At 73.6% G+C, this 19,993-nt stretch carries 21 protein-coding genes; 11 read left to right on the forward strand and 10 right to left on the reverse strand.

Annotated elements, in window-relative coordinates:
• Positions 1-24 precede the first annotated feature (24 nt).
• Positions 25-285 (forward strand): hypothetical protein, encoded by a 261-nt coding sequence (locus H5V45_RS06305; protein ID WP_185252149.1) that lies wholly within the window; start codon positions 25-27, stop codon positions 283-285.
• A gap of 24 nt (positions 286-309) precedes the next feature.
• On the opposite strand, the gene H5V45_RS06310 is transcribed toward H5V45_RS06305, so the two are convergent.
• On the reverse strand, positions 310-1,791 hold the full coding sequence (locus H5V45_RS06310; RefSeq protein ID WP_185252150.1) for a serine/threonine-protein kinase: 1,482 nt from the start codon (positions 1,789-1,791) through the stop codon (positions 310-312).
• A gap of 90 nt (positions 1,792-1,881) precedes the next feature.
• Positions 1,882-2,940, reverse strand: coding sequence for an MBL fold metallo-hydrolase (locus H5V45_RS06315; protein ID WP_221633925.1), 1,059 nt, complete (start codon positions 2,938-2,940; stop codon positions 1,882-1,884).
• A gap of 86 nt (positions 2,941-3,026) precedes the next feature.
• Between H5V45_RS06315 and H5V45_RS06320 the strand changes: the two genes are divergently transcribed.
• Positions 3,027-4,481 carry a hypothetical protein gene (locus H5V45_RS06320; RefSeq protein WP_221633926.1) on the forward strand — a complete coding sequence of 485 codons (1,455 nt, stop codon included), beginning with the start codon at positions 3,027-3,029 and terminating at the stop codon, positions 4,479-4,481.
• Positions 4,478-4,645 (forward strand): hypothetical protein, encoded by a 168-nt coding sequence (locus tag H5V45_RS06325; RefSeq protein WP_185252151.1) that lies wholly within the window; start codon positions 4,478-4,480, stop codon positions 4,643-4,645. The genes H5V45_RS06320 and H5V45_RS06325 overlap by 4 nt, the downstream gene beginning before the upstream one ends.
• A gap of 16 nt (positions 4,646-4,661) precedes the next feature.
• Here the strand turns inward: H5V45_RS06325 and H5V45_RS06330 are convergent, their stop codons facing one another.
• Genes H5V45_RS06330 through H5V45_RS06340 form a run of 3 tightly spaced genes read right to left on the reverse strand, consistent with a single transcriptional unit; the run spans position 4,662 to position 7,118 of the window.
• Positions 4,662-4,862, reverse strand: coding sequence for a hypothetical protein (locus H5V45_RS06330; RefSeq protein WP_185252152.1), 201 nt, complete (start codon positions 4,860-4,862; stop codon positions 4,662-4,664).
• Between the two features lie 59 nt (positions 4,863-4,921).
• Positions 4,922-5,377: a globin domain-containing protein gene (locus H5V45_RS06335; protein WP_185252153.1), complete on the reverse strand. Its 456-nt coding sequence runs from the start codon at positions 5,375-5,377 to the stop codon at positions 4,922-4,924.
• Between the two features lie 49 nt (positions 5,378-5,426).
• On the reverse strand, positions 5,427-7,118 hold the full coding sequence (locus H5V45_RS06340; protein ID WP_185252154.1) for a peptide chain release factor 3: 1,692 nt from the start codon (positions 7,116-7,118) through the stop codon (positions 5,427-5,429).
• Between H5V45_RS06340 and H5V45_RS06345 the strand changes: the two genes are divergently transcribed.
• Complete coding sequence (locus tag H5V45_RS06345) at positions 7,105-7,422, forward strand: isochorismatase family protein (RefSeq protein ID WP_185252155.1); 318 nt, start codon at positions 7,105-7,107, stop codon at positions 7,420-7,422. The two genes, H5V45_RS06340 and H5V45_RS06345, sit on opposite strands and share 14 nt — an antisense overlap.
• On the opposite strand, the gene H5V45_RS06350 is transcribed toward H5V45_RS06345, so the two are convergent.
• The gene (locus H5V45_RS06350) at positions 7,419-8,771 is read right to left on the reverse strand and encodes a hypothetical protein (protein ID WP_185252156.1); all 1,353 of its coding nucleotides are present in this window, start codon (positions 8,769-8,771) and stop codon (positions 7,419-7,421) included. The genes H5V45_RS06345 and H5V45_RS06350 overlap by 4 nt on opposite strands.
• 129 nt (positions 8,772-8,900) lie before the next feature.
• Here H5V45_RS06350 and H5V45_RS06355 point away from each other — a divergent pair, with 129 nt between their 5' ends.
• Positions 8,901-9,305, forward strand: a complete 405-nt coding sequence (locus H5V45_RS06355) for a hypothetical protein (protein WP_185252157.1) — start codon at positions 8,901-8,903, stop codon at positions 9,303-9,305.
• Between the two features lie 143 nt (positions 9,306-9,448).
• On the forward strand, positions 9,449-10,621 hold the full coding sequence (locus H5V45_RS06360) for a VOC family protein (RefSeq protein WP_185252158.1): 1,173 nt from the start codon (positions 9,449-9,451) through the stop codon (positions 10,619-10,621).
• A gap of 21 nt (positions 10,622-10,642) precedes the next feature.
• Here the strand turns inward: H5V45_RS06360 and H5V45_RS06365 are convergent, their stop codons facing one another.
• Entirely contained in the window at positions 10,643-11,476 is an 834-nt protein-coding gene (locus H5V45_RS06365; RefSeq protein ID WP_185252159.1) for an alpha/beta fold hydrolase, read from the reverse strand.
• A 24-nt stretch (positions 11,477-11,500) separates the two neighbouring features.
• Entirely contained in the window at positions 11,501-12,382 is an 882-nt protein-coding gene (locus H5V45_RS06370; protein WP_185252160.1) for an SDR family NAD(P)-dependent oxidoreductase, read from the reverse strand.
• A gap of 92 nt (positions 12,383-12,474) precedes the next feature.
• Here H5V45_RS06370 and H5V45_RS06375 point away from each other — a divergent pair, with 92 nt between their 5' ends.
• The gene (locus H5V45_RS06375; protein ID WP_185252161.1) at positions 12,475-13,095 is read left to right on the forward strand and encodes a TetR/AcrR family transcriptional regulator; all 621 of its coding nucleotides are present in this window, start codon (positions 12,475-12,477) and stop codon (positions 13,093-13,095) included.
• Positions 13,092-14,084, forward strand: a complete 993-nt coding sequence (locus H5V45_RS22590) for a zinc-binding dehydrogenase (RefSeq protein ID WP_185252162.1) — start codon at positions 13,092-13,094, stop codon at positions 14,082-14,084. Before H5V45_RS06375 ends, H5V45_RS22590 begins: the two co-directional genes overlap by 4 nt.
• Positions 14,085-14,092: 8 nt before the next feature.
• Here H5V45_RS22590 and ychF read toward each other — a convergent pair whose 3' ends face one another.
• Together ychF and H5V45_RS06390 are read right to left on the reverse strand one after the other, a co-directional pair.
• Positions 14,093-15,169, reverse strand: coding sequence for a redox-regulated ATPase YchF (ychF, locus tag H5V45_RS06385; RefSeq protein WP_185252163.1), 1,077 nt, complete (start codon positions 15,167-15,169; stop codon positions 14,093-14,095).
• A 61-nt stretch (positions 15,170-15,230) separates the two neighbouring features.
• The gene (locus H5V45_RS06390) at positions 15,231-15,665 is read right to left on the reverse strand and encodes a hypothetical protein (protein WP_185252164.1); all 435 of its coding nucleotides are present in this window, start codon (positions 15,663-15,665) and stop codon (positions 15,231-15,233) included.
• Positions 15,666-15,882: 217 nt separating this feature from the next.
• On the opposite strand from H5V45_RS06390, the gene H5V45_RS06395 reads away from it, so the two are divergent.
• From H5V45_RS06395 to H5V45_RS06405, 3 genes are read left to right on the forward strand one after another with little or no spacing between them, the layout of a single operon-like run.
• Positions 15,883-17,388 carry a long-chain-fatty-acid--CoA ligase gene (locus H5V45_RS06395; RefSeq protein WP_185252165.1) on the forward strand — a complete coding sequence of 502 codons (1,506 nt, stop codon included), beginning with the start codon at positions 15,883-15,885 and terminating at the stop codon, positions 17,386-17,388.
• A complete protein-coding gene (locus H5V45_RS06400; protein WP_221633928.1) occupies positions 17,385-19,145 on the forward strand; it encodes a PHA/PHB synthase family protein in 1,761 nt (586 codons plus the stop codon). The genes H5V45_RS06395 and H5V45_RS06400 overlap by 4 nt, the downstream gene beginning before the upstream one ends.
• A complete protein-coding gene (locus tag H5V45_RS06405; protein ID WP_185252166.1) occupies positions 19,129-19,986 on the forward strand; it encodes an alpha/beta fold hydrolase in 858 nt (285 codons plus the stop codon). The genes H5V45_RS06400 and H5V45_RS06405 overlap by 17 nt, the downstream gene beginning before the upstream one ends.
• The last annotated feature ends 7 nt before the right edge of the window (positions 19,987-19,993 follow it).

Consider the following 19,993-nt stretch of genomic DNA (forward strand, 5'->3'; position numbering starts at 1 on the left):
CCACGCCCCGGCTAGATTCGGGACATGATTGGTTTTCTCGTGGCCGGCCTCGTCATCGGGGCACTCGCTCGACTCATCAAGCCCGGGAAGCAGAACCTCGGCCTCCTCGCGACGCTCGGCCTCGGCCTCGTCGGCTCGCTGATCGGCGGCTTCATCGCGCACCTGCTGGGCACCGGCAGCATCTGGGAGCTCAACGTCCTCGGCTTCGTGCTCGCCGTGGTCGCCGCCGTGCTGCTCATCGGTGTCGCCGAGAGCGTCGCCGGCAAGAACAAGACCCGCGTCTGACCGCGGCCGCCGGTCGCCGGGGGCTCAGTCCCCGGTGATCAGGTAGCTGTCGCCGCTGCGCTCGACCGTGATCCTCCGGGTCTCGGTCTGGGGCTTGCCGTCCTTCGTGTAGGTGATCGTCGCGTCGACCGCGTCGGCGCCGGCCGGGGCCGTCTCGACCGACACCGCGTCGATGGTGCTCCAGAAGCCGGAGTAGCTGCCGTAGGACGTCTGGCTCTGGTACGACGGCGAGAGCATCGCCCAGCCGGACTCGGTGTCCGCGGGCAGGACCGCGTAGTAGCCCTCGACGAAGTCGGCCGGCGACGACGCCGCCGGCGGCTGCTCGGGGGTCGGTGACGGCGTGGGTGTCGCCTCCTCGGTGGGAGCGCTGCTGCTGGACTCCTCCGACGGCGAGGGCGACGGCTTCTTCGAGGCCTTCCTCGACGGGTCCTTGCCCGGCGACGTCGAGGCGCCGGCGGTCGTGCCGTCCGTACTGTCGTCCCCGCCGCTGAGCAGCAGGTAGCCGCCGCCGAGCACCGCCACCAGGAGCAGCGCCGCCAGGGCCGCGAAGAGCCCGCGCCTGCCACCGCGGCTGTCGTCGCTCCCGGACGCCACCGGCGCGGCCACCGGCGCGGCGTACGCCTCCTGCGGCGTGGGCGTCGGGTCGACGGGCAGGCGGGTGGTCGCGGCCGCGACCGGCACGGACTCGCGGGTGCCGCGGTCGTCGTGGTCGCGGTGGATCCGGTGGAGCGCGCGGGCGACCTCCGTCATCGACCAGCGGGCGTCGGGATCGCGGTCCAGCATCCGCTGCAGCGGCCCGTCCAGCACGCCGGCATCGCGGGCGGGACGCGGCTCGTCGGAGATGATCGTGCTCAGGGTCGCGAGGTTGTTGCTCTTCTCCGGGAACGGCGGGCGCCCCTCGACCGCGGCGTACAACGTCGCACCGAGGGCCCAGACGTCGTCGGCGGGCGTGGGCTCGAGCCCGCGCGCCACCTGCGGCGAGAAGTACGCCGGGGTGCCGGACACCAGCCCGGACTGGGTGAGCGCGGCGTCACCGGTCGTGCGGGAGATGCCGAAGTCGGAGATCTTCGCGACGTCGTCGTCGGTGACCAGGATGTTGCCGGGCTTCACGTCGCGGTGGACCGTGCCCCGCGCGTGCGCGGCGGCCAGCCCGTCGGCGACCTGGGCGCCGATCCCGGCGGCGCGGCCGGGCTCGAGCGGACCGGAGGCGATGATCTCGGCGAGGGTGCGTCCGGGGACGTACTCCATCACCAGCCAGATGTGGTCGCCCTCCTCGATCGCGTCGTAGACCGAGACCACGTTGCGGTGGTTGAGCGGGGCCGACGAGCGTGCCTCGCGCATCGCGCGGGCCAGGTCGGGGGTGGTCTCCCCCGGCATCAGGCCCACCTGCTTGGCCGCGACCGTGCGGCCGAGGAGCTCGTCGTGGCACAGCCACACGCTCCCCATCCCGCCGCGGCCGACCTCGCGCTCGACGCGGTAGCGGCCGGCGATGGACTCGGGTGGCATGGTGCCCCTCTCGTTGGTCACCCCGGTTCGTTACCCAAAGCCGCCGAGAGTACGCCACACCCCCTGACCCACCTAGATGTCACCCGGGGGTCAGAGGCCGGTCCACCACGCCCCGGTCGGCAGCTCGCCGGACGCCTCGAAGCGCTCGCCCGGGCGCGGCTGCGCGAGGCGTACGCCGTGCTCCTCGGCCGCAGCGCGGGTCCGGTCCGCGGGCTCCGCCCACGGGTGGAAGGCCAGGTCGAAGGTGCCCCAGTGGATCGGGACGAGCACGTCGCCGCGCAGCTCGAGGTGGGTCCGCACCGCCTCCTCGGGGTCCATGTGGACGTCCGGCCAGCGGGTGTCGTAGGCCCCGACCGGCAGCACCGTCAGGTCGAAGGGCCCCTCCCGGCGACCGACCTCGGCGAACGCCTCGGTCCAGCCGCTGTCGCCCCCGAAGAAGGCCCGTCGCCCGTTGCTGGCGACCGACCACGCCGACCACAGGGTCGGGTTTTGCGCGAACAGGCGCCCGGAGAAGTGCCGCGCCTCGGTGCAGGTGAGCACCAGGCCGTCCAGGTCGACCGACTGCCCCCAGTCGAGCTCGACCACGCGGTCGCGGGGCACGCCCCAGCGACGCAGGTGCGCGCCGACGCCGAGCGGGACGACGTACGGCATGGTCTGGGTGCGGGTCAGCACGTCGACGGTGGCGGTGTCGAGGTGGTCGTAGTGGTCGTGCGAGATCAGCACCGCGTCGATCGGCGGCAGGTCCTCGAGCGCGACCGGGACGGGGTGGCTGCGCCGCGGGCCGACCGTGGCCGAGGGCGAGACCCGGTCGCTCCAGACGGGGTCCGTGAGGATCCGCCTGCCGCCGACCTCGAGCAGCACCGTGGAGTGGCCCAGCCAGGTGGCCGCGCAGTCGGACGCCTCGGCCGGCCACGACGGGGTCACCAGCGGCACCGGGCCCGACGGCTTGCCGACCGCGCCCTTGGTCGCGAACTCGCGCGCCATCGAGCCGCGGCTGCCGGGCTCGACGACGCGCATCGGGCGGCTGTTGTGGAACTCGCCGTCGCGGAACTGCGGCGAGACGTAGGTGTCGCGGGGCCGCGCACCGAGGGAGCGGCGGACGCCGACGAACGCGTTGGCGACGGGGATCGAGCGCAGGGACGGAGGCACGCGCCCATTCTGTCCGGTCGCCCCGAACGGCGAGATCCGCGTCACGATCCCTGCCGATCTAACTGTAGTGAGTTTATGGTCTTTGGGTGCGCCTCCTCCTCCGCCGCCCGCTGGGCCTGCTCGCCCTCGCGTCCGTCGTGACCGCCCTGACGGTGGTCGCCGGTCTGGTGCCCGGCGCATTCGCGGGGTCCACAGGCGCTCCCGCCGGGCACGGGGTCCCGCCGCACAACCGGTACGCCGGCCCGGACGGCACCTCGTCGATGCACGGCGACAGCGGCGCCTCCGACACCACGCCGTACGCCGGTCCCGGCGCCGACCCGGCGACACCGGTCTCCGTCCCGCTGGCCGGCGTCTGCCCCACGATCCTCGCCGGCGTCGACGGCCTGCCCCAGGCGCTGTGCACCAGCTACGCCGACCGCGCGCCGACGCTCTACCTCCTCGATCCCGCGACCGGGGCCCCGCTCGCCCGGCTGGCCCTGCAGAAGGGCAGCCTGCTCGGCGGGGTCTACGCCTACGTGGACGCGCACGGGCGGATGGTCACCGCCGACGGGTCCGGCGACCTGCTCCTCGTCGGCCACCACGAGACCGCCACCGGCTGGGAGCTGACCGTCGACGACCGCGTGCCCCTGCGCCCGGCCTTCCGGCGCGCCTGCGGGGCGCCGGACTGCGACGCGATCAGCACCGTCGCGCCGGGCTTCGACGGCCGGGTCTGGTTCGCCACCGCGGCCGGCCGCGCGGGGTACGCCGATCCCGCGTCCGGGCGCGTCGTGATGCGACGCCTGGGCCACGGCGAGATCGTCGCCAACTCGATCGCGACGTCCCCCGACGGCGTCTCCGTGGTGACCGACCACGCGACGTACCTCCTGCGCGCCGGCGCGTCCGGGGCGGTGCACCAGGTCTGGCGGCGTGCCTACGCCCGCGGCAAGGCCCGCAAGCCCGGGCAGCTCAGCCACGGCAGCGGTGCCACGCCGACGTTCTTCGGCCCGCGCACCGGCCACGAGCTCGTCGCGATGACCGACAACGCGCGGCCGCGCGAGCACCTGCTGGTCTACCGCGCCGACACCGGGCGGACCGTCTGCTCGGTCCCGCTCTTCGGCCGCCGCAACAGCGGCACCGAGAACTCCCCGATCGGCTGGCGCCGGCAGGTGTACGTCGCCAGCACGTACGGCTACCCCTACCCGGCAACGCCCGACGGCGCGGGTGAGGCGCAGCCCGCGAGCGCCGACTTCGTCGGCGGCATGCAGAAGATCCACGTCGGCCGGCACGGCTGCCGCACGGTGTGGCGCACCCGGACGGCCTCGGCCGCGGTGCCGCGGCTCTCGCGCGCCGAGGGCGTGCTCTACACGGTCACGCGCACGGGTGCGGCCCCGTCGTACCGCCTGGCCCGGATCTCGCCGCGCACCGGCCGGGTCCTCAGCGAGACCGACCTCGGGGCCGGTCCGGGCGCGGACACGCTGCAGATGGTCGGCACGATCCTGCCCGACGGCACGCTGCTGCAGGGCTTCGTCACCGGCCTCACGCTGGTGGGAGCGGGCTCGTGACCGGGCCGACCACGGGGCCGGACGAGGTCGCGGCGGCCAGGCGCAACGCGGACCTCACGGCACTGCAGCGCGAGCTCGACGAGCTGCTCGACCGGCGCGACGACCTCGCGGGCGTCAGCGGCCTGGCCGACCCGTTCCGGCAGGCGGTCCGCTGGTCGGCGTGATCGTGGCGCTCGAGGCTCAGCGGCGGCGCAGCGGGAGCAGGTGGGTCTTGCCCTCGCGCTCGGCGACCATGCGGGTCGCCTCGACGTCGTAGACCTGCGCCAGCTCGACGGCGCGGACGAGGTCGCCGCCCTCGACGGCACGGTTGATGCCCTCCACGAAGGAGGAGTGCAGGACGTTGAGGTCGTCGATCAGGCGGGGGGAAGCGGTGGTGGTCATACCGGTTCAACGAACGGCGGGCCGGTTCGCATCCCCACGGACGCCGAATGTGATGCGACTCAAGTCGTGACGGGCCCGTCCCACGACCAGTGCGGGAGCGCGAGCCCGGCCGGCACGTCGTCGGGCGAGTCCGGGTGGCGGGCCATCAGCCCGGTCCCCCAGCGGAAGTACGCCGCCAGCGTGGCGTGCAGGCGCGGGTCGTCGGGCAGGTCGGCATCGCCGAGCGCGGCCTCGAAGCAGGCGATCGCCCGCTCGTCGAGGTCGTGGTGCTCGCCGTTGCCCGCGTGCAGCCGCTCCACGTGGCTCTCGTCGCCCATCGCGGCGGAGTAGTCGGCGGGACCGCCCAGCGCCTCGGCCCAGTACGTCGCCAGCCGGGCCAGGTGGTCCGGGTGCTGCCCCGGGTGGCCGAACGGGTGGCTGGCCACCGGGTCCGCCAGGCAGCGCTGGTGCCACGCGTGCGCCAGCCGCACGAGGGCGTCGTACCCGCCCACGGCCTCGTAGATCGTCGGCTCCATGGCTCGATGCTGCGCGGTGTCCCGCCGACGCGCAAGGGGCGCGGTCCGCTCAGCGGCCGCCGGCGAGCAGGGTCTCGAGCACCAGGTCGGGGTGGTCGCGCTCGACGACGCTGATCCGCCAGGCGTCGGGCGCCAGCACCATCAGCGTGCCGTCGGCGCGGGAGAGCACCTCGAGACCGCGGATCGCCTCGAGCGCCGGCGCGGAGGCGGCGTCGGTGCGCCGGGCCTGCGTGTAGGACAGCCGCTCGAGGCGGATCGGCGCGCCGAACTCGCTCTCCATGCGAGCCTCGGCGACCTCGAACTGCATCGGGCCGACGGCGGCGAGCACCGGCATCTGGTTGCCGCGCAGGTCGGAGCGGAGCACCTGGACGACACCCTCGCTGTCGAGCTGCTCCATGCCGCGCCGGAACTGCTTGAAGCGGCCGGCGTCCTTCGAGCTCGCGACCGCGAAGTGCTCGGGGGCGAAGGTCGCGATCGGGGGGAACGAGACCGGCTCGTCGAGGAAGATCGTGTCGCCGACGGTCAGGGCGTTGGCGTTGACCAGGCCGATGATGTCGCCGGGGTAGGCCTGGTCGAGCACCGCGCGCTCGCGGCCGAAGAGCGCCTGGGCGTACTTCGTCGCGAACGGCCGGCCGGTCTGGGCGTGCGTCGCGACCATGCCGCGCTCGAAGACGCCCGAGCAGACCCGGGCGAAGGCGACCCGGTCGCGGTGGTTCGTGTCCATGCCGGCCTGCACCTTGAAGACGAAGGCGCTGAACGGCGCGGCCACCTCGCGGACCTGCAGGTGCCGGCCGGTCTCGTCCTCCTCGCCCCACCCGAAGGCCGGGGGCGACGGGGCCAGCTCGACCAGGGTCTCGAGCAGCGCCGCCACCCCGAAGTTGGAGATCGCGGAGGCGAAGAGCACCGGGGTGGTGAACCCGCTCAGGAACAGCTCCTGGTCGTGGTCCGAGCCGTCCGAGGAGAGCAGCTCGGCCTCCTCGACGGCGGCGGTCCAGGCCTCGCCCTCGCGGGCGGCGGCGGCGTCGGCTCCCATCCGCTCCTCGGGGGCGCGGGTCGCGCCGCCGGCGGTGCGGGTGTAGGCGATGTACTCCCCCGTGCGCCGCTCCAGGACGCCCCGGAAGTCGCCGGCGATGCCGACCGGCCAGGTCAGCGGCGTGGGCTGCAGCTCGATCTGGTTCTCGATCTCCTCGAGCAGCGTGAGCGCGTCGAGGCCGGGGCGGTCCCACTTGTTGATGACGGTGATGACCGGGATCCCGCGCGCCTTGCAGACGCGGAAGAGCTTGAGGGTCTGCGGCTCGAGGCCCTTGGCGGCGTCGATGAGCATGACGGCCGCGTCGACGGCTGACAGCACGCGGTAGGTGTCCTCGGAGAAGTCCGAGTGGCCGGGGGTGTCGACCAGGTTGATCACGTGCTCGCCGTACGCGAACTGCAGGGCGGCCGACGTGATCGAGATGCCGCGGGCCTTCTCCATCTCCATCCAGTCCGACACCGTCGAGCGGCGCCCGGCCTTGCCGTGCACCGCGCCGGCCTCGGTGATCACCTGCGCGTGCAGGGCGAGCGCCTCGGTGAGCGTCGACTTGCCGGCGTCGGGGTGGCTGATGACGGCGAAGGTACGCCGGCGCGCGGCCTCGCGGGTCACCTCGGACGCGCGACGGCCGTCGGCGGCGCTCGGGGAGTCGGTGGTGCTCTCGGCGGGCGTCGCGGCGGGGCTCTCGGCGGGGCTCTCGGTGGAGGAGGTCACGGGGTCCTGGGATCGGGGTGGTGGGGCGCCCGGCGGGGATCACGGGCAGGGCCCGAGTCTACGAGCAGATCGGCCGGGGAGCGTTGTCGGCGGCTCGTCCTGGCGTGCAGGCTGTCCGGATCCGCAGTCCCAGGGGCTGGCCGAGGGCAGCGACGGCTGGCAGTACGTCCCCGAGCTCGTCCCCGCCGCCGACGAGGCGCTGGTCCACAAGGCCTACCCGGACTCCTTCGAGGACACCACCCTCGAGTCCGTGCTCGCCGCGGCCGACGTGGACTTCGCCGCGCCGGCCGGGTCGGTGGGCTAGGGACCGATGCTGTACCTCGACCGTGGCGACAGGTAGTACGTCCGCCCCATCCGGCCGAGCGTGACGCTGCTGCCGGTCGCGGCGGCCACGGCGCCGTTGACCGTCACGTCGACCGGCTGCCGCCAGGTCACGTCGACGTCGTCGCTCACCCCGCCACGTCGGCCCACGCGGAACGACACCCCGGCCACCGCGGCGTGGTCGGCGCCCGGCCGGTGCCGGACGTAGGCGATCGCGCCGTGACCATTGGGGCTCATCGACAGGTCCATCGCCCGGCCGGTGCGGGCCGCGGGTGTCAGGGTGGTGCGCCACCTGAGGTCGTAGGCCTTCGGGGTCGCCCGGTCGGGCGCCCAGGTGGCGAACCACGCGCCGGCCGTGCGGCGGCCGTGGGCGGACTGCCACCCGAAGACCCCGACCCCTGCCCGGGTGATCGCCGCGGAGGAGTGCAGGACCTCCCGCTGCCAGCGCGGCGTCGTCCACTCCTGCGGCGCGGTCGCAGTGCCGGCCAGCAGGCGCACCCGGTGCGCGAGGCCGTGCAGCTCGCCGGTCGAGCGCGACTCGACGACGCTCGCGACGATCCGCCCGGCCGCGAGGTCGACCCCGGCCGGGTCGATGCCGCCGTCGGGGTACGCCTCGTCGAGGCGCTGGGTCCAGGTGCGGGTCGTCGCGTCGTAGGTCTGCAGGCGCAGCCGGCCGCCGAACCAGTAGCCCGGCTCGTCCTCGAAGCCGGCACCGCGCAGCGCCACGAGGTCACCGGCGTCGTTCACGGCGCCGACCAGCCGGTCGCCGTACGACCCCTGCTCGCGTCGCGCGAGGTCCCGCCAGCCCAGGTCCGCGTGGTAGGTCGTCAGGTGGTGCGGGCGGCCGTAGCCGCTGTTCGTGGTGAACAGGACGTACTGACCGCGGGGCGAGTAGTCCAGCGACCCGAGCTCGCCCTCGGCCTGCACGTGCGACACCCAGCCGTCGTCGGCCGTCCACACGAGCTCCGCGAGCCGGGTCGGCGGGTCCTCGAGGTCGGTCCGCTTCTGGCACTCGACGGCCACCGCGAGGTTGCCCCGCGCGGTCGCGGCCTCGACCGGCCGGCAGTACGCCGCGCCCGCCACCGACGTGATCGCGGTGCGCGGGCCGAGACCGGCTGCGGTGCGGCGCTGGTCGTAGACCGTCGCGTCGTGCGGGCCGCCGATGCTGATCAGCGCGGTGGTGGTGCCGCTCAGCGCGACCGCGAGGGTGTTGCCCTGCGCCTCGCGCAGCGGACCCCACCGTTCGGCCGCCGCCCCGGCCGGCGCCGGCGCAGCCAGGGTCGAGGCGGCGAGGACGGTCAGGCACACGGTGGCCAGGCGGCGGTTCAGCATCGGCGGTCTCCCCCGAGTCGTCGGTCGTGTCCGGGCCTCAGGGTAAGCCTCATGGCGTCCTCACAGGCGCGTCCGAGGGTCCTGCCAGTTCGCGCCGCGACGCTGTCCTCCCCGAACCCGAGGAGCACCGTGAGCGAGCACGACGAGACACGCCCCACCACCGTCCAGCCCCCCGTGGAGGGACCGGCCGGCCCTGCGGACGCACCCGCCGACACGACGTACGCCGCCGAGAGCGCCCCGGCGGCCACCTCCGCGCCCGAGAGCCGCTGGCGCCGCGCGGCCGCGCGCGTCCCCCGCGGCCGCGGCGTGCTCGCCGGCGTCGCGACCTTCGTCGGCGTGCTCGCCCTGCTGGGCAGCTTCGCCCTCGGCCGGGTCACGGCCGACGGCCACGACCAGCGCGGCGGTCGCGACGACCACGGCCAGCGCTTCGAGCCCACCGCCGACCGCGACGGCGACGGCGTCGGCCCCGGTGGTGCGGCGCCGGGTGGCGTCGCCCCCGGCGGTGAGGGCGGCGGTCCGGAGGGCCACCGCTGACCCCGAGGCGGCGTTCGTGTCTGAGCCGGTCCGGGACGTCATCGGTTCCGAGCGCGATAGCCCTCGGAACCGATGACGTCCTGCTCGGCTGATCATCAGCACCCGGACGTCGATCGTCCGGGACCGGTCCTACAGTGCTGCGCATGACAGGCACGGGGGCTGACTGGCGGACCATCGACGGCGTGACGACGGCATGGTTCGACGCCGCGTCACTGACCGAGGGCGCGGCCCTGGCCGCACGCGTCCTGGAGGTCGCGCCGGACAGCGCGGTCGACCTGCGCACGACCGGCCTGCGCGTCCGGCTCGCGGCGGCGACGTACGCCGAGGCGGTCGCGGCAGCCGCCCGCGACCTCGGACTGCGGGCCGCCCCGGGCGCGCTGCAGCAGCTCGACGTCGTCCTGGAGTCGCCCGACCCGTCTGCGGTGACGCCGTTCTGGCAGGGCGTGCTCGACCACGTGCCGGCGGGTGACGACCTGGTCGACCCGCTGCGACGCCACCCGGAGCTGCGGATCCGTCCGTCGGACGAACCACGCCCGCTCCGGAACAGGATCCACCTCGACGTCGTGCGCCCGGCCGCGGTGGTCGAGCGACTGGGTCTCGGGGACGGCGCCGGGCCCTGGGAGGTCCGGCACGCCGACGCCGACGGCAACGAGGTCGACCTGGTGCCCGGCGACCCGCTCGGCGAGACCGGGGCGACGGCCGACTGGCAGACGGTCTTCGGCTCGATGGCGTGCTACCGCACCACGTCCCCGGCGCAGCAGCGCGACCTGGCCGCGGCGGCGGCACGGCTGGCGGACGCCGCGGGCTTCCCGCTTCTGGTGGATCTCCGCCCCGGGCTCGTGGTCCTCGACAGCGGCAAGGACCTGGCGGACGCCGACGCCCACGGCCTGGACCTCGACTTCGCCGACCTCGCTGCCGACCTCCAGGCTGCCGCCCGTGACCTGGGGGCGACGGCGGATCCGGACCTGCCGCGCTTCGTCCAGGTCTTCCTCGACGCCGCCGACGTCGAGGCGGTGCGCGCGTTCTGGCTCGCCGCGCTGGGCTACCTCCCCGACCGCCGCGACGGCGTCAGCGACATCGTCGACCCGCGCCGGCTCGACCCCGAGCTGGTGTTCCAGCAGCTCGACACGTCGGACACCGAGCGCCGTCGCCAGCGCAACCGCCTGCACGTCGAGCTCACCGTCCCCTCCGACGTCGCCGGGGCACGCGCAGACCGCGCGGTGGCGGCCGGCGGCCGCCTCCTCGACGACGCGGACGGCCGTTGGCGGGTCGCCGACCCCGAGGGCAACGAGCTGGTCGTCGTCGCTGGCTCCTGAGCGCGACGGACCTACGCCCGGTCAGTCGGCCAGGAAGGCGAGCACCTCGGGCACGAACTTCTCGTGGTGCTGGAAGACGCCGCCGTGGCCCGAGTCGGGGTAGACGACGAGCTTCGCGTCCGGCAGCCGGCGGGCCATGTCGGCCGAGTGCTCGCTGGCGACCATGAGGTCGTGGTCGCCGTTGGCGACCAGGACGGGCACCGTGATCGCGGACAGGTCGTCGGGCGCATGGAGGCCCGCCGTGGTGATCGCGCGCAGCTGCGCCAGGGCCGCCTGCCGTGAGATCGGGCGGTCGCGGTCCTGGGTGCGCTCGCCCAGACGGGCGAAGTACTCCTCCGCCGCGGCCCTGCCCGCGCGGTCGCGCGGGAAGAAGAGGAAGTGGCGGGGGTCCTTGCGGGTCGCGAAGGCCTTGGCGTAGGCGCCTCCCACGATGAACGGCATCTTCCAGATGCCACCGCCGCCGCGCGGGCCGGTGCCGGCGAGCACCATCCGACGCACCAGGTCGGGGGCCTGCAGCGCGACCATCTGGGCGACCGCGCCGCCCAGCGAGAACCCGAAGAGGTCCACCTGCTCGAGCCCGAGCGCCCTGATGAAGGCGATCGCGTCGGCCCCCATCCGCTCGATGTCGTGCGGGACGCGGGAGCCGGTCCCACCGACGCCGCGGTTGTCGAAGGCGATCACGCGGTGCTCCGCGGCGAGGCCGTCGACGATCGCCGGGTCCCAGTCGTTTAGGACGGCAGTGAAGTGGTGCAGGAGGACCACCGGTACGCCGGATCCTGCTCCGAGCTCGCGGTAGGCGAACGTCGTGCCGTCGATCGCGATGGTCGTGGTGGGCGTGTCGCGCCAGGTCGTCATGTCGGTTCCTTCGTGGGTGGTGGATCAGGGGCGGGTGGGGGTGGGGCGGGTGGGGGTGGGGCGGGCGTCGAGGCGGGCGAGGACGTCGAGGACGCGGCGGTCGCCGGCGAAGCGGGCGTCGAGGGCCGGTCCGACCAGACCCCGCAGCGCCGAGACCGGACGCCACACCCCGGGACGCACGACCCGGGGCGAGCGGCGCTCGAGCCCGTCGGCGATGGCCGTCGCGGCGGCGGCCGGGCTGATCCGGGCGAGCATGGGCGCGGGCAGCGTCGCGAGCAGCGCGGTCACGACGTCGTCCTCGTCGACGCCGTGCCGGATCATCTCCGTCTCGACGAGCGAGAAGTACGCCGTCAGCACCGTGACGCCGTGGTCGGCGAGCTCCACCCGGAGGCCGCGTCCGAGCTGCTCGACGGCGGCCTTGCTCATGGCGTAGGGGATGGTGCCCATCCCGTTGACGAAGGCGAAGACCGAGCTCATCAGCACGACCTGGCCCTCGTTCCGGATGACCTCGTCGAGCCCGGCGGCGACCGTGTTCACGACGCCCGTGACGTTGACGGCGAGCGTCGTCTCGACGTCCGCGACCGGCGTGTTGCGCAGGGTGGCCGCCGTCGCGAGCAGGCCGGCGTTCGCCATCACGACGTCGACCCGACCGAAGCGCCCCACGGCCCGGGCGACCACCTCGTCGAGCGAGGACCGGTCGCGGACGTCGGCGACGCAGCCGAGGACCCGGTCGGCACCGAGGGCTTCCGCCCGCCGGGGCGTGCCGGGGTCGAGGTCCGCGACCACGAGGCGGGCGCCTCGCCGCAGCAGCTCGCGCCCGGTCGCGGCGCCGATCCCGCCGTTGCCGCCGGTGACGAGGACGACCTTGTCCGTGAGGTCGTAGGGACGACGTCGGCGTTCGGTCATGGGGACTCCCGGGTTCGTGGTGAGCATTACGGTCATACTATTATGATCATACTGTTATGATGGGCGCAAGCACGCCGACGAGAGGAACGCCGATGGCCAGGTACGCGCCCGACCACAAGGACCAGACCCGACAGCGGATGGTCGAGACCTCCGCGCGCCGGTTCAAGCGCGACGGCTTCGACGGCTCGGGCATCGCCACGCTCGTGGCCGACGCCGGACTGACCAACGGCGCCTTCTACGGCCACTTCGCCTCCAAGCACGACCTGATCGCCACCGTCGTCGCCGAGCAGCTCGCGGCGCAGGTCGCGCGGGTCGAGACACTGCCCCTCGGTCTCGCCTCGGTCGAGGTCGTCGTCGACGAGTACCTCTCCCCCGGGCACCGCGACGACCCCGGCGAGGGCTGCCCCTCGGCCGCGCTGCTCGACGAGATCACCCGGCAGGAGCCGGCCGCGCGGCAGGCCTACACGGACGGCGCCCGGGCACTGATCGACGCGATCGCCCGGCACCTCGCGGCCGACGACGTCCCGCAGGCCCGGGACCGCGCGATCGGGCTCTACAGCCTCCTGATCGCCTCGCTCCAGCTCGCCCGCGCCGTCACCGACCTCGACCTGTCGGACCAGGTCCTTGCCTCCGCCCGCGACAACGCGATGCGGATCGTCACCGGCCCGGCCCCGACCTCCGGCACGCCCTCCTCGTCGCGGGCCGCGTCGTGAAGGCGTTCACGGTCGCGCGGTACGGCGCCGACACCGTGCAGCCGAGCGAGCTCCCGGCTCCCCCGGTCGGGCCGCGGGACGTGCTCGTCGACGTCCGGGCCGCCAGCGTCAACCCGCTCGACACGATGCTCCGCAAGGGCGAGTTCAAGCAGCTGCTGAAGTACCGTCCGCCGTTCGTCCTGGGCCACGACGTCGCGGGCGTCGTCACGCAGGTCGGCGCCGACGTGCGCGGCTTCGCGGTCGGCGACGAGGTCTGGTCCCGCCCACGCGACCTGCGGATCGGCACGTTCGCCGAGCTCATCGCCATCGACGCCGACGACGTGGCGCTCAAGCCGCGCTCGCTGTCCTTCGCCGAGGCCGGCGCCGTACCCCTCGTCTCCCTGGCCGCCTGGCAGGCCCTCGTCGACGTCGCCGACGTGCAGCCGGGCCAGAAGGTGCTCGTCCACGCCGGCGCCGGCGGCCTCGGCTCGACGGTGGTCCAGCTCGCCCGCCACCTCGGCGCCCACGTCGCCACCACCGCCAGCACCAAGGACCTCGACAAGGTCCGCGGCCTGGGCGCCCACGAGGTCGTCGACTACACGCAGCAGGACTTCTCCGAGGTGCTGGGCGGCTACGACGTCGTGCTCGACTCCCTGGGCGGCGCCAACCTCGACAAGTCCCTGGCCGTGCTCGCGCCGGGCGGCCTGGCCATCAGCGTCGTCGGCCCGCCCGACCCGGCCTTCGCCCGGCAGGTGGGCCAGCCCCTGTTCGCACCCGTCATGGCGCTGCTCAGCCGCAAGGTGCGCCGACGGGCGAAGAAGCTCGGCGTCCGCTACTCGTTCCTGTTCATGCACGCGAGCGGCGCCCAGCTCGCGACGCTCGCCGGCCTGTACGACGACGGAACCCTGCGCCCGGTGCTCGACCGCACCTTCCCCTTCGACCAGACGCCCGAGGCGATGGCGTACGTCGAGCAGGGCAAGGCGCGGGGGAAGGTCGTCGTCACCCGCTGAGGCGAGCCTCAGACGTTGAAGCGGAACTCCACGACGTCGCCGTCGGCCATGACGTAGTCCTTGCCCTCCATGCGCACCTTGCCGGCCTCCTTGGCCTTCTGCATGGTGCCGGCGGCCATCAGGTCGTCGAAGGAGACGATCTCGGCCTTGATGAAGCCGCGCTGGAAGTCGGTGTGGATGACGCCGGCCGCCTCGGGGGCGGTGTCACCCTTCCGGATCGTCCAGGCGCGCGTCTCCTTGGGCCCGGCGGTCAGGTAGGTCTGCAGGCCGAGGGTGTCGAAGCCCACGCGGGCGAGGGTCTCGAGGCCGGGCTCGGTGACGCCCATCTCGGCCAGCATCTCGCGGGCCTCCTCGTCGTCGTCGAGCTCGACCAGCTCGGCCTCGAACTTCGCGTCGAGGAAGATCGCCTCGGCGGGCGCGACGATCTCCTGCATCTTGGCCTTGAGGGCCTCGTCGGCGAGCTCGTCGGCGTCGCAGTTGAAGACGAAGATGAACGGCTTGGCGGTCAGCAGCGACAGGTCGCGGACCAGGGCGCGGTCGATCTTCGTGGAGCTGATGGGGGTGCCGGCCTCGAGGTGCGCGAGCGCCTCCTTGGCGGCCTCGAGCTGGGGGGCGACCGCCTTGTTGCCGCGGGCCTCCTTCTCCAGGCGGGGCACGGCCTTCTCGACGGTCTGCAGGTCGGCCAGGATCAGCTCGGTCTGGATCGTGGAGATGTCGTTGGCGGGATTGACCTCGCCGTCGACGTGGGTGACGTCCTCGTCGCGGAAGACGCGGGTGACCTGGCAGATCGCCGAGGACTCCCGGATGTGGGAGAGGAACTTGTTGCCCAGGCCCTCGCCCTGGGAGGCACCCGCCACGATCCCGGCGATGTCGACGAACTCGACGGTCGCGGGCAGCACCTTCGCGGACCCGAACACCTTCGCGAGCTGCGGCAGCCGGTCGTCGGGGACCCCGACGACGCCGACGTTCGGCTCGATGGTGGCGAAGGGGTAGTTCGCCGCGAGGACGTCGTTCTTGGTGAGGGCGTTGAAGAGGGTCGACTTGCCCGCGTTGGGGAGACCGACGATGCCGATGGTGAGTGCCACGGGCGGCGAGTCTACGGGCGCGGCGGGATCGCCACGAATCAGCGCGGACGGCCGCCGGCGGTCACTCCGACGGGGCCGCCGGGCACGCGCCCCGCTCGAGCTCCTTGGTCTGCGCGTAGTCGCCGCTGCCGGCCCCCCGCACCAGGTAGTGGGTGCGCACGCCGCCGCGCGACGTGGTCAGGCAGAAGTCGTAGGTGCTGCCGTCGGAGTGGAACCACGCGAGGTCCGCCTCCCCCGCCGGCACCCGCGGCTCCGAGCCCGCGTCGTAGCCGAAGTTGCTCGCCACCAGGTCGCCGTCCTGCTGCTCGACCTGCTGCGGGAGCACGCCCTCCGCCTCGCGGTAGGAGACGACGGCCGCGGCCAGGGGGCCGACCGACCGGGTGTACAGGGAGACCACGGAGGACAGCGCGGGGTCGGGGTCGTCGTCGGCGCACGCGGCGAGCAGGGGCGACGCGGCCAGGGCCGCGGCCACGGTGATCGGCAGCGCGCTGCGCACGGGACTCCTCGGGATCGGTCCCGCTCACCGGAGAGCGGGGCAGCCGGACGATGCCCACCCGGCGCGCCGCCCACACCTCCCGGCCCGGGTCGGGGACGGCGTACGACGCCCCTGTCCACCCACGGAGACGCCGGCGGTCCAGACGTGTGACGGGGGCCACAGGGGGTACGGGACGAGGGTCCGAGCACCACGACACCACGACGATGCCGGAGGCACCGTGAGCAACCTGGCCGACAACCTGACCCGGACCGCGCAGGACCACCCGGACCGCCCCGCGGTCCGACTCGACGAGCACGTGCTGACCTACGCGGAGCTCCAGGAAGGTGCGCAGCGGGTGGCCGCGCTCCTCAAGGACAAGGGTGTCGAGCCCGGCGACCGGGTCGGCCTGGTGCTGCCCAACGTGCCGGCGTTCCCCGTCGTCTTCTACGGCGCGGTGCAGGCCGGCGCGGTCGTGGTGCCGATGAACCCGCTGCTCAAGGGCCGCGAGGTGGAGTACTACCTCAAGGACTCGGGGGCCAAGGTCGTGCTCGCCTGGAAGGACATGGCCGAGGAGGCCGGCAAGGGCGCCGAGGCCGTCGGCATCGAGTGCATCAGCGTCGACCCCGCCGACTTCGAGGAGCTGCTCGGCGCGCACGAGCCCGACACCGAGGTGGTCGAGCGCGACGACGAGGACCTCGTGGTGCTGCTCTACACGTCCGGCACGACCGGCCAGCCCAAGGGCGCCAGCCTGACCCACCACAACATGATGACCAACGCCGCGACCAGCGCGGAGACGCTGCTCGAGCTGGGCGAGGAGGACGTGGTGATGGGCTGCCTGCCGCTCTTCCACGTCTTCGGCCTGACCTGCGGGCTCAACGCCTCGGTCCTCACCGGCGCCTGCCTGACCCTGATCCCCCGCTTCGACGCCGCGAAGGCGCTCGAGGTCGTCGGGCGCGACCGGGTCACCGTCTTCGAGGGCGTGCCGACGATGTACGCCGGGATGCTGCACGCCGACGGGGCCGCGGACGCCGACATGTCGAGCCTGCGCACCTGCATCTCCGGCGGCTCGGCGATGCCGGTCGAGGTGATGAAGAAGTTCGAGGAGACCTTCGGCTGCGACGTGCTCGAGGGCTACGGGCTCTCGGAGACCTCGCCGGTCGCGTCGTTCAACCAGCCCGGGCAGGAGCGCAAGCCGGGCTCCATCGGCACCGCCCTGCGCGGGGTCGAGATGAAGATCGTCGACGACGACCGGAAGGAGGTCGAGCAGGGCGAGGTCGGCGAGATCGCGATCAAGGGCGAGAACGTCATGCGGGGCTACTGGGAGCGCGACGACGCCACCGAGGAGGCCATCCAGGACGGCTGGTTCCTCTCCGGCGACCTCGGCAAGGTCGACGAGGACGGCTACTACTTCATCGTCGACCGGAAGAAGTCCCTGATCATCCGCGGCGGCTACAACGTCTACCCCCGCGAGGTCGAGGAGGCGCTCTACGAGCACGACGACGTCGCCGAGGTGGCCGTGATCGGCATCCCGGACGACGACCTGGGCGAGGAGGTCGGCGCCGCGGTGGCGCTCAAGGGCGACGCCTCGGTGAGCGGCGAGGACCTGCAGGCCTTCGCGAAGGAGCGGCTGGCGGCGTACAAGTACCCCCGCGCGGTCTGGATCGTCGACGAGCTCCCGAAGGGGCCGACCGGCAAGATCCTGCGCCGCGAGGTCGAGGCCCCGGAAGGAGCGCTGCAGAAGTGAGCGCCACGACCAGCGTCGAGAAGGCCGCCCAGGACCGGCTGCACGCCGTCGACGGCGACACCGGCACGGACGCGAACGGCCGCGAGGACGACGGCACCCTGTCCACCCCGCTGGACATGCTGCTCTCCGAGGCCTCCCGCAGCCCGCTGCGGCGCTTCGTGCCCGGCATGTCCGGCGTGCGGATGACCGCCGCCCTTGCGCGCCGGCCCCAGCGCGTCGTACGCCGTGGGCTCGGCCTGACCGCCGACCTGGCCCGGATCGGGGTCGGCCGCTCCGACCTCGCGCCGTCCGAGAAGGACCGCCGCTTCGCCGAGGAGGCCTGGTCGCGCAACCCGCTCTTCAAGCGCACGCTGCAGGGCTACCTCGCGCTCGGGCAGGCCGCCCGCGGGCTGGTCGAGGACGCCGAGCTCGACTGGGGCGACGGCCAGCGGATGGGCTTCATCGTCGACAACCTCGTCGAGGCCACCGCTCCGAGCAACAACCCGTTCCTCAACCCCAAGGTGCTCAAGCGCACGCTCGACACCGGGGGCGGCAACCTGCTCGAGGGCGGCCGCCGGCTGGTGCGCGACTTCGCGACACCACCGCGGGTGCCCTCGATGGTCGAGTCGGACGCGTTCGAGGTCGGTGCCGACCTCGCGGTCACGCCCGGCACCGTGGTGCTGCGCACGGACGTCTTCGAGCTCATCCAGTACACCCCGCAGACCCCACAGGTCCGCGAGGTGCCGCTGCTCGTCGTCCCGCCCACGATCAACAAGTACTACGTGATCGACCTGGCCGAGGAGCGCAGCATGGTCGAGCACCTGGTGCGCGGCGGCCAGCAGGTCTTCGTGATCTCGTGGCGCAACCCGGACGCCCGGCACGCCGACTGGGGCTTGGACACCTACGGCCAGGCGATCATCGAGGCGATGACCGCCTGCGAGAAGATCTCGCGCCAGGACCGCACCTCGGTGCTCGGCATCTGCTCCGGCGGGATGATCGCCTCGATGCTGGTCGCGCACCTGGCCGACATCGGCGAGGCCGACCGGGTCGCGTCGTTCAGCCTGATGGTGACCGTGCTGGACCAGGAGCGCGCCGGCGTCACCAGCGCGCTGCTCTCGCACAAGACTGCGGCAGCCTCGACGCGGGCGTCGAAGGAGAAGGGCTACCTCGACGGGCGCGCGCTGGCCGAGATCTTCGCGTGGCTGCGCCCCAACGACCTGATCTGGAACTACTGGGTCAACAACTACCTGATGGGGCACGCGCCCAAGGCCTTCGACATCCTGTACTGGAACGCCGACCCGGTGCGGATGACGGCCGCCATGCACCATGACTTCATGGACCTGGCACTGCGCAACGCGCTCGTGACCGCCGGCGAGTCGACCATGCTCGGCTCGAAGGTCGACCTGGGCAAGATCGACCGCGACACCTACGTCGTCGCCGGCATCGCGGACCACCTGTGCAAGTGGGAGTCGTGCTACCAGTCGACGCAGCTGTTCGGCGGCGACACGAAGTTCGTGCTCTCCACCAGCGGGCACATCGCCGCGATGGTGAACCCTCCGGGCAACCCCAAGGCGAGCTTCCAGACCGCGCCGGAGAACCCCGCCGACGCGGCGGCCTGGCTCGAGGGCGCGCACAAGGTCAAGGGCAGCTGGTGGGACGACTACGTCGCCTGGCTGGACGCCCGCTCGGGTGCGGAGCGGAACAAGCCCCGCAAGGCCGGCAACGCGGCGTACGCCCCTCTCTGCGAGGCACCCGGGACCTATGTCCACGACCGCTGAGGGCCGCGACGCCGTCCGGTCCCGCGACCGGGTCCGGTCGGTGTCGGTGCGCGGGCTCCAGGCCCGGGTGTCGGTGCGGGCGGCGCGCGGCGACCGGGTCGGCGAGCCGCCGCTGCTGCTCTGCAACGGCATCGGGATCAGCCTCGAGGCGCTGCAGCCGCTCGTCGACGCGCTGGACCCCGACCGGGGCGTCGTGCGCTTCGACGTCCCCGGTGTCGGCGGCAGCCAGGCGCCGCCGTTCCCCTACCCGATCGCGGCCCTCGCGTCGTGGGTCGGCGCGCTGATGACGAAGCTCGGGCACCGCGAGTACGACGCGCTCGGGCTGTCGTGGGGCGGCGGGCTCGCCCAGCAGCTGGCCGTGCAGTCGCGCAAGCGGGTGCGCCGCGTCGTGCTGGTCGCGACCGGGACCGGGATGCTGATGGTGCCGGCACACCCCCGGGTGCTGCGGATCATGTCGACGCCGCGGCGCCACCGCGACCCGGCGTACGCCGCCACCGTCGCGCCGCTGATCTACGGCGGCTCGATGCGCACCGACCCCGCGCGGGGCGCGGCGCTGCTGCACGCGACGACGCGGTCGGGGCCCAAGCGCGGCTACTACTACCAGCTCGCCGCGATGACGGGCTGGACCAGCCTGCCGTTCCTGGGGCTGCTCAGGCAGCCGACGCTGGTGATGGGCGGCGACGACGACCCGATCATCCCGGCGGCCAACCCGCGGATGCAGGCGGCGCTGATCCCGAACGCGCGGCTGCACCTCTACGCGGGCGGGCACCTCGGCGTGCTCACCGAGGCGGACGAGCTGGTACCGGTGATCGAGGCGTTCCTCGACGAGGACCGCGGCTGAGCGACCG

This window comes from Nocardioides luti (assembly GCF_014212315.1).
Lineage (GTDB): Bacteria > Actinomycetota > Actinomycetes > Propionibacteriales > Nocardioidaceae > Nocardioides > Nocardioides luti.